The organism is Myxococcales bacterium (assembly GCA_016706225.1).
Lineage (GTDB): Bacteria > Myxococcota_A > Polyangia > Polyangiales > Polyangiaceae > JADJKB01.
In genome coordinates this window covers 53,785-67,213 of the sequence record JADJKB010000005.1, presented here as the reverse complement: position 1 = coordinate 67,213, position 13,429 = coordinate 53,785, and the positions used below count along the sequence as shown (strand labels likewise).

Genomic DNA, 13,429 nt, shown 5'->3' with positions numbered 1-13,429 from the left:
TCTTACTGCGAGGTCGGATGGCGGGATGTGACGCCGGCGGTCACGCTTCTCATCCCGTGATCGCCCCAGTCACATGTGACCTGGACGTCACTGAAAGCTGAGCAGCTCCACGAGCTCGGGGTGGTCGATGAACGGGTTGCGTACGCCTTCCACGGTCTCGATCACGTCGTTGCGCTGGCGCTCGTGGTCGCTCGGCGGATCGTGGAGGTTCCACTTCTTCAGAACAGACTCGCTGGTCGCTGGATGGTCCGGATCGAAGATGCTCAGAGGCTTGACCTTGCAGCCCATCCCATAGCGAATGGAGAAGTAGAAGACGGCCCGGGCCGCGTCGCCCTTCTGGCCGTCGCGGGGCTCGAACACCTCGATGCCAAACGCGTCCTTCCCCTTGATGCTGTAGCAGCCGTCAGCGTTGCCGGGCATCGCGTCGGCGCAATTCGGGTCCCCCTGGAGCGTGCTGGGCCAATCGCGCACGACAACCTCGCCGAAAGCGAGGTTGCTCCTGGCGCTGTTAAAGTTGGCTTGCACCGGAAAGAGGTGGTGCAGATCGCTCTTCGCGGGGAGCGCGCTCGCTCCCTTGCTCTGCGGCCAGGTGTGCTCGATGTTCACCTCGGAGTGCGTCGGGTCGTGCCAGAACCCGTCGTAGACCCCGAGCACCTGACCGCCGTGGTTGTCCGTTTGCTGAAAGACGACCTGCCGAGCCGCCGTGTAGCTCGTGCTCTTGTAACCCTGGGTCACCAGCTCGCAGAGCGAGAGGACGAGCGCCTCGCCGGCAAGGCCTTCGACGCCGGCGTACTTGCCGGTGAAGGGCATGTTCTCGGCGAAGGCGTCCGGGACGTGCGTCTCGGCATCTGCGGCGCCAGCGTCGCTCGACGCGTCGCCGCCGTCCGCGCCGCCCGTCGGCGTGCCCGCGACGCCGGCTGCGCCCGCCGTCCCGCCGCTTCCAAGAGTGGCACCGCTGCCACCTGCCGTCGTTCCGGCGGAGCCGGCAGCGGAGGTTCCACCGCTGTTCGTCGCCGGCGCTTCGCCCGCGCCCTCGCCGCAGCCGAACGCCAAGAGCAACGTCGAGATGTAGAATGGCGTCTTCATGAGCGGTGCGCCGCTCTGCCCGAACCGACCCTGCGCCGGCGGATTTGCATGCCGAGCAAGAACGCGGTCAGCGAGGCCCAGATCGCCCCGAGAGTCGAGCTCGGCCGGGCGCCGCTGTTGCACGCGCTCGTCTCTTCAGTGGCTCCCGGAGCCGCGGCGGGGGGCTGACCGGCTCCCGCCTCCGGAGCCCCAGCGTCTTCGCCGCCCTTGCCGATCTGAAGGGCGCCAGCGCAGCGCCCGGCTTCGGTGATGTCCTCCACTTCGAGCTGGTAGATGGCAGCGCGTCCCTTGGCTTCGTCGTGGACCCAGAGGTGCTCGCCATCCCAGGCCACACCCGTCGCTTGATGCCCTGCACCACCTGGACCCGCGAACGACCGCAGCACCTCGCCGTTCACCGGATCGATGTGATAGACGAGGCCGTCCGTCGCCGCGTTGGTCAGCCAAAGGCAAGCGCCGTCCCAGGTCATGCCGCAGCTACCGCTCGCCGGCGACGGAATGGAGCTCAGCACCGCACCCGATTGGGGATCGAGCCGGTAGATGCGCTCATCCCAGGTGTCCACGTTCCAGATCGCGGCGCCGTCCCACGCGACTCCCATCGGGTACTGCATCTGGCCCGGAGCAGCGAAGTAGCTGATGACCTGCTGCGAGATGGGGTCGACCTTGTAGATGCGGGGCGGCGGCGCACCCATGTTCGGCATCTCGGTCGCCGTGTGATCGCTGAGCCAGATCGATGTGCCGTCCCAGGCCAGCTCGTCGGAGCGCACGCCTGCCACGTTGATGTTGCCGACGACGAGACCGGTAGCTGGATCGACCTTGTCGATGCGCGTGGACTCGCAGTCGGTGGCCCAGAGATACGCTCCGTCCCACATCAGACCGTCGGGGCTTGGGAACGACGAGGGGAAGCTCCTGAGCGCGTCCCCCGTCGCAGCCCGAGCACCGGCAGACAGCAACAGAACGGCTACGGAGGCGAGCAAGGCACGTGGCTGCATGAGATCTCCTTTGGGAACCGATGGCGCCGGGCCAGAAGCAACCTACGTGCCCGCGTCTCTCAACACCGGCGCGCAGCCCGCGCGCGCAACGCACTCGGTCCCCGTCGTGAGCGCGGCGCGCAACTGGTGCGTGCCGACTCAGTGGTGCCCCTCGTGCCCGCCGCCAGATCTCTCCTCCTTCTGCGGCTTGTCTGGTCGCTCGGCCTTCTCGGATTTCTCGGACCTCTCGACCGGCTCCCGCGTGGCACCCTCCCTGGCCTCCCGCGGGTCCGTATCCTCCGGAGACTTAGCTGTCGATGCACCTCCACAGCCGGTCGATACCAGTGCCGCAAGCAAGACTTGGAGAACGAGCGGGCGGGTCATGTTTTTGTCCTTTCGCTGATGAAGATGGGAGCAGCCATTCGGAGCTTGGTGCGGTCGAGCGTCCGTCGTCTCGGGGATCCAGGCCGAGCGGAGGAGCGCGGTGAAACTCGACGGGCGCCCGCCGCGACGCCCCTGGAGCAACAGCCGTGCCGGCGTCGATCGAGCGGACCTTGCTCGGGACATTGAGCATGCAGGCGTGACCGCGTCCGTTACTCGCACTTTCGATCGTCACGCGCACGCGGGCCACGAGCACTCGCCCCGGGCGGAGGGGCCGTGACCGAAACGCACGCGGTTGAACCGCTTGCTTGCGGCGCTGGCCCTCGCCTCCCGTCTCTCAGCTTGCAAATCACGGCAGGTGCCTTGTCCACCGGATGTCCGTTCACAGGATCCGTCGCCGTGCGCGCTGAAGGCTCATCGCTGAGTCGCCGCTCGCACACTGGACACACTTTGGCGGGCGTCACCTGCTCCCAACGGGAACGATCGATCGTGCCCGCGGTGCGCACGGTGGACACGTTGTGCCATCTCGCGCGTGACGCTCGAAGGTGCGTGTAACGGACGCGATCACACGCAGCCGTCGTAGTTCGGCTCGGTTCGAGGGCACTGTGGTGGGCATGCATGTTGCTCGGCGGACGGCGCGGCCGACGTCCGCCTGCAGTCCGCTCTCGTCCTGTCCACCGGTCGGGATACGCCGAGCGGCGGACGTTGGACCGCATCAACCCTCACTCGAGGTCAAGGCGCCTGAATCGAGCCTCCGGAGGTCAATCATGAATCGTAGCGTGATCCAGTTGTTCTCGACGGCGACAATCCTGGCTGCCGGTGGTGTCGTGTCGTGCAGCGCGGACAATGGGGGCGGCGGTGGCGGCTCCGGATACGGCGGCGCCTCCTTTGGCGGGGGCGGCGGCGGAGCCGGCGGCACTGCCCCAGGCGGCAACGGCGGCATGGGCGGCGGCGGCATGGGCGGCGGCGGCATGGGCGGCGGCGGCATGGGCGGCGGCGGCATGGGCGGCGGCGGCATGGGCGGCGGCGGCATGGGCGGCGGCGGCGGGCGGCGGCATGGGCGGGAGCGGCGAGACCTGCAAGACGCCCACCAAGCTCCATCCGCCGAAGTCCGACGCGGGCACGAGCAACATCTACTGCCCTTTCAGCGGAGCAGACGGCGGTATGAACGACTACTGCGCGTCCGGCAGCGAGCACTGCTGCGAGCCAAAGGCGTACGGCTCCGTGTCCAAGTGCCAGCCGCTGAGCCAGCCCTGCGCAACCGGCGATACCGACTGGCAGTGCCAGGATCCTGTCGCCGACTGCCCGACAGGCCAGAAGTGCTGCGGCAGCGGTACGGTGGTGAAAAACACCGACCCGCTCTGCGCGAACTACGCCACGGGGTTCACGGGAACGAAGTGCGCGTCAAGCTGCGGTTCGGACGAGGTCGAGATCTGCACGGCGAACGCCCAGTGCGCTCCACCCAAGACATGCCTGCCCTTCGGAGCCAAGGGAGCGCAGGTCGGCGCCTGCTACTAGCCAGGCGGGCGCCGCCAGCTCGGCGCTCGCCGGCCGGCAGTCACGTGGATTCTGCTCTCAAGCGGAACCGGCGCACTGGGTCAGTTACCAAATAGCTGGCCCCAGTAGCCGCTGTACTTACCAATGCCGACGCGGCTAAAGTCGCCCAGCATGTTGGCATTGTGTCCGGGGGAGTTCTTCCAACCATCCATCACGCTCGCCGGGCTGCTGTAGCCGTTACCAAGGTTTTCGCCATTTGCGCTCGAGCCGCACAAGGATGCTCGCACCCAGGGACTGCCCACTGCGCTCTCAGGCGCGTCGTGTCCCCAGAAGCTGTGCACGGCCATGTGATGGACATGTCCTTCAATAGCGGCTTCGAGCTTGGCGTCGTATGCAAGCGCGCTCTTGCCATTCGCGAGTCGATGTTGGTTCAGCAAGTTGAAGACCTGATCGATCTCGGATTTCTCGGTCGAGCTCGGGACGCAGCAGACAGGGATGACACCGCCCGCCTCATTGCCAGTACCGTTCGGATTCGTGAGCGTCTCGTAATGGCTTCCGGTAGTTCCGCCGGTTCCCGTCGTGCCGCCGCCACCGCCCGGCGAACCGCCGCCGCCCGGCGAACCGCCGCCGCTGGGAGCACCACCACCCCCGTTCGGCACGCCTCCGCCACCGCTCGAGACACCGCCGCCACTCGGCGCTCCACCGCCGCCGCTCGGACCTCCTCCACCAGCGGGCTGACCGGCGGTTCCGCCCGAGCCTCCGGCTCCTCCTGATGCGCTCGACCCGCCCGTGCCGTAGATGGCCCCGCCGGTGCCGTCCTCGAAGCTGACGTCGTCATAGCCGAGCACGTCGGCGCACCCGACGATGGCGATGAACCCGAGTACGAAAACGAGAGCGGTCCCTGTCACAAAGGCAAACTCGGCCGTGACCGGCGCGGTCACAGGGTTCGTGAGCTCAGCCATCGAACGTCAGCCCCCACAGTTCGCGTTGGGATTCGCCTTGCGGCAGCCGCACCCGCCCGAAACGCTGCGGCACATCGCGGCGCCGCAGCACGCCGCGTTGTCGGACTCCGGATTGGCCTTCGCAGCCGCCGGTGCCCGCGGAATCGCGCTGGGCGGCGCGTTCGCGCTCGTCGCCTGGACGCCGGCCGGGGCGGCCGGCGATGGCAGCGGCTCTTCGCTTTCGCAAGCGACAATCAAGACCAGTGCGGTGGCGGACAGCAGCCCTGGACCGAGGACTCGCATACGCCGGGCCTAGCAAGACCCACGCCAAGTCGGTTGGTGTGCCGCTTGCGGCCGAAACTGGGTTTGCGCAGCACCCGGGTTCGCCGGCACCGCACGTCGCGCTCATTGGTCCAGGCTACGTGACCGGCCGCGCATCGGCGACAGACTCAGAACCCGAGTGCGAAGCGTCTTCGGGGAGCGCCGCGCTGGGTCGCCGCAAGCTGAAGCTCCTCCAAACGATGTAGACGGCCGGCACCACGAACAAGGTGAGCAGCGTCAGCGACACTAGGCCTCCCCACATCGGCGCGGCGATGCGCTTGGCCACGTCGGCGCCCACACCGTCGCTGATCAGGACGGGCAAGAGACCGAAGATGTTCGTCATCACGGTCATGAGCAGTGGACGGACGCGCTGCGTGCCGGCCTCGACGGCGGCATCGATCAACGTGGCCACGCTGGCAATTGCGCCGGAGGCGCGCCCCGCGGTCCACGCCTGCTCCAGGTACACGACCATCACGCTCGCGGTCTCAGCGGCGACGCCCAAGAGCGCTATCATGCCGACCCAGACCGCGATCGAGGTGTTGAACTTCACGGCGTACAGGAGCCAGATCGCCCCGACCGCCGCGAACGGAACCCCGAGCATCACTATCAAGGTCTGACCGAGCCCGCGGAAGCTCAGGTACAGAACCGAGAAGACGAGGAGAATGGTCAGCGGGAGGATCCAGGCCAATCGCTTCTGGATCCGCTCCAGGAGCTCGTACTGGCCCGTCCACTTGAGTGTGTAGCCCGCAGGCAGCTTCACATCGCGAGCGACGACGGTCTTTGCGGCTCGCACGTATCCGCCGACGTCACGACCTTCGATGTCCACGTAGACCCAGCCGGTGAGCGAGCCCATCTCGCTCTTGATCATCGGCGCGCCCATCACGGTCTCGAGCCGGCCCAGCTGGCCAAGGGGAACGAACGCGGGCTGTGCATCGGAAGCGCCCGAGACAGTCGCGCCGCTCCCGGACGGCATCTGAGCGCCTGGCGAAGCGGGCGCCGCGCCGGGCGGGAGCACTGCCCCGAGACTCCCGCCGCCGGACATGCCGGCTCCGGCCGAAGTGGTTCCCATCCCGCCCGAAGCCATCGAAGGGGCGCCCGGGGCACTCGCCGATCCACCGCTAGGCAGGCGTCGCGCGACCAAGCTCGGGATCGGCACCAGCACCTTCCTGAGCTCCTCCACGTTGTCGCGGAGCTCGCGCGGGTAGCGAACGTTGACGCGATAGCGTTCACGCCCCCTCGTAGGTGGTGTCGACGTCCATCCCGCCAATGGAGCTCTCCACGACGTCGAGCACGTCGCGCACCGACAGGCCGTAGCGGGCAATCGCCTCGCGATCAGGAGTGAAGTCGAGGAAAAACCCGCCGAGCTCACGTTCCGCGTAGACGCTCCGCGTGCCCGGAACACGGCTGAGAGCGCTCTCCAGTTGATCGTTGATCTTGCTGATCTGCTCGAGATCGGGACCGAAGACCTTGATGCCAATCGGCGTTCGGATGCCGGTCGACAGCATGTCGATGCGCGCTTTGATCGGCATGGTCCACGCCCCCTGGAGACCCGGCAGCGCGACCTTCCGTTCGAGCTCGCTGACGATGGCCTCCGTGGTCATGCCTTTGCGCCACTGCTTGCGCGGCTTCAGGTGCACGATGGTCTCGAGCATCGAAAGTGGTGCCGGATCCAGCGAGCTCTCGGCGCGCCCCGCCTTGCCGAAGACCCGTTCGACCTCCGGCACCTGGCGTATCTGCGTGTCTTGCCACTCGAGCAGCCGCTTGGCCTCCTGGATCGGCATGCCTGGCACGCTGATCGGCATGTACAGGAGATCGCCCTCGTAGAGCGGCGGCATGAACTCCGATCCGAGGCGAGAGAACGGAACGTAGGTCGCGACAGCCAGCCCCGCCGCGCCGGCGATCACCAGCCAGCGAAAGCGCAGACAGACCCGGAAAGAGCGCCGGCTGTAGGCCGCGATACACAGGCGATTGATAGGGTTTTTTGCCTCGGGACGGATGCGTCCCTTCAGGAACGTGACCATCAGCGCGGGTACCAGCGTGATGGCGAACACCGCCGCGAACGCCATCGAGAACGTCTTGGCCAGGGCCAGCGGTCGGAACAACCTGCCCTCCTCCCCCTCCAGCGCGAAGACCGGCAAGAACGCGATGGTCAAGACCAAAAGCGCGCCGAACATCTGCCCGCCGAGCTCGCGCGCAGCACCGAGCACGATGGACGCACGTGACTCTCCGCTGCCAGAACGCTCCGCTTGTTCGATTCTCTTGTGCGCGTTCTCGACCAGCACGACCGCGGAGTCGACCATGTCGCCGAGCGCGAGGATGACGCCCGCCAGGGACATGATGTTGATGCTCACGCGTAACAGATAGAAAGCGCCGAATGACGCCACGGTGGCGACCGGCAACACGATCGCGCTGACCAGCGCAGAGCGCAGATGAAACAGGAACAGCCCGATCACGAGCATGACGACGCCGAGGATCAAGACCAGGTTCGAGCCGAGTGTCGTCACGGAGTCCCGGATCAAGACGCTGCGATCGTAGACCGGCACCACTTCCACACCCTCGGGCAGCGAGGGCTTTAGCTCGGCGAGCTTGGCCTTCACACCGTCGATCACGTTCAGCGCGTTTTCGCCCGAGCGCATCACGATGATCCCACCCACGACTTCGCCTTGCCCATCCAGCTCGACCACGCCGCGGCGGATGTTGCCCCCGACGGACACGGTGGCGACGTCGCCGATGCGGACTGGAGTGCCTTGACTGTCGGTCGACACCACCGCGAGCTCCAGATCTCGCTTGTCCTTCACGTAGCCACGGCCGCGCACGGCGTACTCGTGCTGCGCGAGCTCGACCACGCGCCCCCCGACCTCGGCGTTCGCGCCGCGCACCGCGCCGGCGACCTGTCCGACGGACAAGCCGAAGCCCTTCATCCGAACTGGGTCGATCTCGATCAGGTATTCCTTCTCGAAGCCACCGACGCTCGCAACCTCCGCGACACCCTCGACCCCCTGCAACTTGTAGCGAAGGGTCCAGTCCTGGAGCGCGCGAAGCTCCTGCAGGTTGTGCTTGCCCGTCCTGTCGACCAGGGCGTACTGGTAAACCCAGCCGACACCCGTGGCGTCCGGTCCAATCTGAGGCGAAGCCCCCGCCGGCAGCTTCTCGCGCACCTTGGACAGGTACTCGACGACACGAGAGCGCGCCCAGTAGAGGTCAGTGCCGTCCTCGAAGATCACGTACACGAACGACATCCCGAACATCGTGAACCCGCGCACGGTCTTGACCCGTGGCGCCCCGAGAAACGTGGTCGCGATGGGGTAAGTGACCTGGTCCTCGATCAGCGTCGGATTTCGACCCATCCATTCGGTGGCCACGATGACTTGCGTGTCCGAGAGATCCGGCAGGGCATCGAGCGGTGTTTGCTGCGCCCCGAACACGCCTGCGAGCGTGAGCACTCCGGCGAGCACGTAGACGATGAAGCGGTTCTTGCCAGAGAACGAGATGATGCGCTGTACGAGGGTCTCGCGGCTCTCGGTCTTTGCGGGCTCCCGGGCCTCGTCAGTGCCCGGCATGACCGCCCCCTGGGCTGCTCGTTGCGCGCAGGCGGCTCTCGGAGTCGATCAAGAACTGCGCGTTGACCGCGACCTGGTCGTGCTCGGAGAGGCCACGCTCCACGCGGTAGAAGCCACCGACGACGGGACCGAGCACGATTTCGCGCGGTTCGACCCGGTCGCCCGTGACGACGAAGGCGAGCTTCCTCGTGCCGGCGTGGATCACCGCATTTTCGGGCACCGCGAGCGAGCGCCCCATGGGCAGGTTCATCTCGACCGTGGCGAACGCGCCGGGCCTGAGCCGCCCGTCCTTGTTGTCGACCTCGAAACGCACCTTCAACGTGCGCGTTCGTTCTTCGATGGTGGGCGGAATGAACGCCACCGTGGCTTTGCGTTCCTCCGCCGAGCCGCCGAACGTGAGCTTCGCCGCTTCACCGAGGCGGACGAAGGGAACGTCCGTATCGTAGATGTCGGCGAGCACCCAGAGCTTGTCGACGTCAGAGATCACGTAGAGCTCGACCGAGGGCTCGATGAACATTCCGGCGAGCGACTGCTTGGCCAGGATCACTCCCGCGCGGGGCGCTGCCAGGGTGAAGGTCCGACGCGCCTCGCGACTGCGCTCCAGGCGTTCGAGCTCGGCCTTCGGCACGTCCCAGAGCTGAAGGCGGCGCCGGGCGGCGCCGAGCAGCTGGCTCTGGGCCCTTCGCTCGGCATCTGCGAACGCCCCCGCGAGCGGGGCGCGAGGCGTGCTCTGCTCGAGCACGGACAGGAATTCGAGCTCTGCTGCGTAGACCTCTTGGCTGTAGATGCTGCAGAGCGGTGCTCCCCGGCGAACACGTTTGCCTACAAAATCTGCGCTCACGCTCTCGATCCAGCCGCGCACCTTGGAGTGCACGTGGGAGGTGCGTGTCTCGTCGAGCACCAGCGCTCCCACCGTGCGCACGGCGCGCGTGAAGTCCCGCTGCTCGACGTGCGCGGTCTGAAGCCCCACGGCGCGTGCCTTGTCCGCCGACAGTGTGAAGGCTGCATACCCCGCGGGCGGGCCAGCGCCTGCGTCCTGCCCGGCAGCATGCCCCGCGTGCTCTCCCCCGGCAGGTGCCGCTCTCGGCGGCGGCTCGGCGGACGCTCCTGCGCGCTCGCCGCCATGAGGGGGCGCCTTGCACCCCCACGCGAGAAGCAGCGCGGAGATCGCAGCCAGGCAGCGCGTCGCGCGTTTCATCGGACACCTGCCCCCACTCGTGCTCCCACGGCCCGCTCGAGCTCCGCCCAGGCCATGCTCTGCATCACCGTGGCCTCGGCACGAGCCAGCTCGACCGCCAGAAGCGATCGCCAGGCATCGAGCACGCCGACGATGGCGAGCGTTCCTGCCGAGTAGCCCGCGATCGCAGACTGAAAGCTGTCCTCGGCACGCTTCTGTGCGACATCGCGCAAGAACACCAGGGTCTTTCCGGCCGTATTGACCTTGCGGGAAGCGTCTGCGACCTCGAAGCGGATCATCGCGCGCATGGCTTCCACGTCGCGGTCCACGCTCTGGCTTCGGAGATCCGCCGCGCCAGCCAGGCGGTTCTGCCTCCGCACGCCGAACACGGGCAGGGTCGCGCCGAGCATCATGCCCGCGCTGTCGGGTGCACCGAGCACCTGGTTGTACCAGACCGAGGTCATGACGTCGGGATAACGTTCGCGCCGCGCCAGTGACGCCATCGCGTTTTCCTCGCGCAGCATCGCTCGCATCCGTTTGAGCTCGGGTCGCTGGGCGATCGCCAGGGCCTCGAGGTCGCGACGCGGGGGCAGCGCCGGCACATCGCCCTTCGAGGGCGCGGGATCGGCGATCGGCTCCTCCGAGCTCCGGTTCCGGAGCGCGTTCATCATCGCCACGATGGCGCTTCGCTCCCCGTCCAGATCGATCAACGCCAGGTCCAGCGCGTTGCGCTCGACCTGGGCACGCGACACGTCGTGATGCTCTCCGACACCCGCCCCGTAGCGGGCGATCGACGCGCGCTGCACGATGTCGAGCAGCCCCGTACTGGCCCGATTGACCCCTCGCCGCCGGGCGTTCAGCGCCAGCATCAGATAGGCGCGGCTCGCATCGAGGACGAGCTCGAGGCGCCGCGCTTCGGTGTCCGCTTGCGCCCGGTCCGCACGCCGGGTGACCGCGTCGCGCATCAGACCGAGCTTGCCCGGCCAGGGCACCATCTGGCTGACTTGATAGCGGATCATCGGCATTCCTCCGCCCTCGCGCTCGGGAACGTTGTCGAGCATCACGGCCCCGATCGGGTCAGGCCAGAGTCCGGCTGCAGACGCCTCTCGGACGACGGCCGCTCGGGTCAAGGCTCGCGCGCTGAGCGATGGGTTGTTACGCACGACCTCCGCCACGAACACGTCCATCGGCGACGGCGCGGCGAAGGCCCGCTCAGCGCAAAGGAAGAGCGCCAGAGGAAGCCGACGGCGAGGAGCATCGCTCGATGCATCGTAAAGATCTGTCGGCATGTGGCATGCCAAGCGGCTGACTCTGTTGAAGAACGTGAGCTTGGCGCCGGACGTGATCGCGCTGTCACAGCGTCCGGGTGCAGGGTTTGCAGCAGCGAACACGTTTCTGCGCGCTCGGGGCATTTGCCAGCCCTGGATGATCGGCCTCGTTCCGCTGCTTTGGGCCACGGCAGCGTCGCCGACGTGATGAAGCACATCGCCGCGCCCGTGGTCGGCGGCGTTGGCCACGAGCGCGTTCCTGACGCTCGAGCTGATCCCGGTCGCGTACACCTACTGGCGCTACTCGCAGCTCAGCGCTCGGCGTCTCGTTGGCGGCCACAACGGCATGGTTCGTGCACTTTGCTCGGCGAAGCTGAATGAGCCGATACTTCTGGAGGTCGCCTGGATGTTCAATGAACTGAAGCTCCGGTCCCTTTTCGTTGCAGCAGCCATGGTCGCGAGCGCGAGCGCCTGCGGGGGGCAATCGCAGCCCGAGGCTCGAGCCCCTGCCTGCGGCGCCGGGACCGACCAGCGAGCCCGCACCCGAGGGCGCTGACGCCGGGCGCGGGGAGCACACCATGCCTGACGGCACCAAGATGTCCGGCCAACACTGAACTCGGACGGCAACGGGCCTCGCGCTTCTCGTCATTCCGGCTTGCACTGGCGTGGAGAGAGAGCTGCTCGTGCTCCGCGCGCGTGAGCCAGTAGTCGCGCAGGGCTTCGACGTAGGCTCTGCCGGTCTCGACCTGGTCCCGCTTCGCGGCGATGAGCTGGAAAACGCCCGCGTTCATCGCGTTGTACTGGAGCTGCGTCTCGGCGACGACACGCTCCCGGAGAGGCAAGAGCACCGTCTCGTAGAAGCGAACACGCTCTCGCGCTACGGAGAGCGTGGCCGCTGTCGTGCGCGCGGCCGAGCGGACCTGGATGGCGGTCACGTCGTGCAGGCGCGCCTGGCGTCGCATCTCGGCGCGCGCCGCCGCGACCTCGCCCTGGCCCTGATAGAAGAGCGGGAGCTCGAGACCGACGGCCGGACCGACGCCCCACCTGCTCTCGTTGATTTCCTTTTCGGCGGCGACGCCTGCCCGCACCTCCGGCAGCAGCCCCTCGACGCGCGCCAGGTTCGCGCGCTTGGCAGCGGCCGTGAAGCGCTGTCGCGCCAGCGCGAGATCGAGGCTGCGGGAGAGGGCCAAGCGCTCGGAGCTGGACAGATCGATTTCACTGGCAGGCGGCCCGGGCAAGCGCTCCGGGTCGTCCACTTGCTCTCGCTCCCCAGACGCCCATCAGCGCGCCGAGCCGCTGGCGCTCCGTCGTGAGCGCGGTCTCGGCTTGGGCCAGCGCGAGCCTCGACTCTTGGTAGAGCGCTCCCGTTCGTTGGCCAGGTCGAGGTCCGTGGAGTTGCCCGCCTCGTGGATCTTCTCGGCCGCGTCGGCGGACGCCTTGGCCGCCTGGCTCACGGTACGCCTCAGCTCGACGATCTGCTTGGCGGCGACGTAGCGGATGTGGGCGCGGCGCACCTCGAGCGCGAGATCCAGCGCGCCGCCGGCGACGGACAAGACGGCGGCGTCCAGCTCGCTCTGCGCAGCGCCCTGGCGCGCCGGTAGGAAGAAGAAGTCGGTGACGTCGAGGGTCACGGACAGGTCGACCTCGGGATCGCCGTCCGCGCCATGATAGAACAAGGCCGCATCTGCGGGGATTCGGCAGCCGGAGCGCCCGGCATCAGGCCCGCGCGCCGCGCCGAGATCCTCGAAGCTCGCCTGGATCGCGGGGTTGTTGAGCAACGCCACCTTGACCGCGGCGTCCGCCGTCAGCGGCGCGCCGAGCAAGCGCCGGACCTGGTCGGAGGTCGCGGTTCCATCGACGTGGCGCCAGCGCACGTCGGCCCGCGCGCTCGGAAACCAGTCGGCGAACGTCGGAGTAGCCGGCGTCCTGTCCGACGCACGCCACGGTCGAGAGCGCGAACACGGACATCGCAGCGAATCGGATCACGGCTTGCCTCCGTGTCCGCGGTCGGGCGCGGGTCTGGCGCGCCGACTCCGCCTTCGCCGCCGGCCCGTGGCTTCTCGATCAGGCGCATGCCGCAGATCGGACACTTCCCCGGACCCGAGCGCTCGATCTCCGGATGCATCGAGCACGACCAGATTGGGCCCCCTGCGTCGGGCGGAGGGGCAGCGCCGTGTGCAGCATGGCCTTCGTGTCCCGAGGCTGCTTCGCCTTCGAAGGGATCGAACCC

10 protein-coding genes and 1 pseudogene are annotated in these 13,429 nt (G+C 67.8%); 2 read left to right on the top strand and 9 right to left on the bottom strand.

The genetic code is table 11. From position 1 onward, the window contains the following. Positions 1–87 precede the first annotated feature (87 nt). From IPI67_08080 to IPI67_08070, 3 genes are all read right to left on the bottom strand, one after another. Complete coding sequence (locus IPI67_08080) at positions 88–1,086, bottom strand: endonuclease (GenBank protein MBK7580145.1); 999 nt, start codon at positions 1,084–1,086, stop codon at positions 88–90. After that, entirely contained in the window at positions 1,083–2,075 is a 993-nt protein-coding gene (locus IPI67_08075; GenBank protein ID MBK7580144.1) for a hypothetical protein, read from the bottom strand. Before IPI67_08075 ends, IPI67_08080 begins: the two co-directional genes overlap by 4 nt. Before the next feature lie 1,075 nt (positions 2,076–3,150). Next, positions 3,151–3,468: a hypothetical protein gene (locus tag IPI67_08070; GenBank protein ID MBK7580143.1), complete on the bottom strand. Its 318-nt coding sequence runs from the start codon at positions 3,466–3,468 to the stop codon at positions 3,151–3,153. A 23-nt stretch (positions 3,469–3,491) separates the two neighbouring features. Here IPI67_08070 and IPI67_08065 point away from each other — a divergent pair, with 23 nt between their 5' ends. Then, a complete protein-coding gene (locus IPI67_08065) occupies positions 3,492–3,953 on the top strand; it encodes a hypothetical protein (protein MBK7580142.1) in 462 nt (153 codons plus the stop codon). 80 nt (positions 3,954–4,033) lie between these two features. Here IPI67_08065 and IPI67_08060 read toward each other — a convergent pair whose 3' ends face one another. From IPI67_08060 to IPI67_08045, 4 genes and pseudogenes are all read right to left on the bottom strand, one after another. After that, positions 4,034–4,894 (bottom strand): CAP domain-containing protein, encoded by an 861-nt coding sequence (locus IPI67_08060; GenBank protein MBK7580141.1) that lies wholly within the window; start codon positions 4,892–4,894, stop codon positions 4,034–4,036. 397 nt (positions 4,895–5,291) lie between these two features. Continuing rightward, positions 5,292–8,754, bottom strand: a pseudogene (locus IPI67_08055) (efflux RND transporter permease subunit). Continuing rightward, on the bottom strand, positions 8,741–9,952 hold the full coding sequence (locus IPI67_08050; protein MBK7580140.1) for an efflux RND transporter periplasmic adaptor subunit: 1,212 nt from the start codon (positions 9,950–9,952) through the stop codon (positions 8,741–8,743). Before IPI67_08050 ends, IPI67_08055 begins: the two are co-directional and overlap by 14 nt. Then, positions 9,949–11,220 carry a TolC family protein gene (locus IPI67_08045; GenBank protein ID MBK7580139.1) on the bottom strand — a complete coding sequence of 424 codons (1,272 nt, stop codon included), beginning with the start codon at positions 11,218–11,220 and terminating at the stop codon, positions 9,949–9,951. The genes IPI67_08050 and IPI67_08045 overlap by 4 nt, the downstream gene beginning before the upstream one ends. Between IPI67_08045 and IPI67_08040 the strand changes: the two genes are divergently transcribed. Beyond that, a complete protein-coding gene (locus IPI67_08040; protein MBK7580138.1) occupies positions 11,219–11,407 on the top strand; it encodes a hypothetical protein in 189 nt (62 codons plus the stop codon). The genes IPI67_08045 and IPI67_08040 overlap by 2 nt on opposite strands. Positions 11,408–11,609: 202 nt before the next feature. Here the strand turns inward: IPI67_08040 and IPI67_08035 are convergent, their stop codons facing one another. Beyond that, positions 11,610–12,455 carry a TolC family protein gene (locus tag IPI67_08035; GenBank protein MBK7580137.1) on the bottom strand — a complete coding sequence of 282 codons (846 nt, stop codon included), beginning with the start codon at positions 12,453–12,455 and terminating at the stop codon, positions 11,610–11,612. 24 nt (positions 12,456–12,479) lie between these two features. Next, complete coding sequence (locus IPI67_08030; GenBank protein ID MBK7580136.1) at positions 12,480–13,073, bottom strand: TolC family protein; 594 nt, start codon at positions 13,071–13,073, stop codon at positions 12,480–12,482. Between the last annotated feature and the right edge of the window lie 356 nt (positions 13,074–13,429).

What these genes read in the sequence shown, in the direction of transcription:
- IPI67_08080 (MBK7580145.1), bottom strand. Translation starts at nt 1,086, where the DNA reads ATGAAGACGCCATTCTACATCTCGACGTTGCTCTTGGCGTTCGGCTGC.
- IPI67_08075 (MBK7580144.1), bottom strand. Translation starts at nt 2,075, where the DNA reads ATGCAGCCACGTGCCTTGCTCGCCTCCGTAGCCGTTCTGTTGCTGTCT.
- IPI67_08070 (MBK7580143.1), bottom strand. Translation starts at nt 3,468, where the DNA reads ATGCCGCCGCCGCCCATGCCGCCGCCGCCCATGCCGCCGCCGCCCATG.
- IPI67_08065 (MBK7580142.1), top strand. Translation starts at nt 3,492, where the DNA reads ATGGGCGGGAGCGGCGAGACCTGCAAGACGCCCACCAAGCTCCATCCG.
- IPI67_08060 (MBK7580141.1), bottom strand. Translation starts at nt 4,894, where the DNA reads ATGGCTGAGCTCACGAACCCTGTGACCGCGCCGGTCACGGCCGAGTTT.
- IPI67_08050 (MBK7580140.1), bottom strand. Translation starts at nt 9,952, where the DNA reads ATGAAACGCGCGACGCGCTGCCTGGCTGCGATCTCCGCGCTGCTTCTC.
- IPI67_08040 (MBK7580138.1), top strand. Translation starts at nt 11,219, where the DNA reads ATGTGGCATGCCAAGCGGCTGACTCTGTTGAAGAACGTGAGCTTGGCG.
- IPI67_08045 (MBK7580139.1), bottom strand. Translation starts at nt 11,220, where the DNA reads ATGCCGACAGATCTTTACGATGCATCGAGCGATGCTCCTCGCCGTCGG.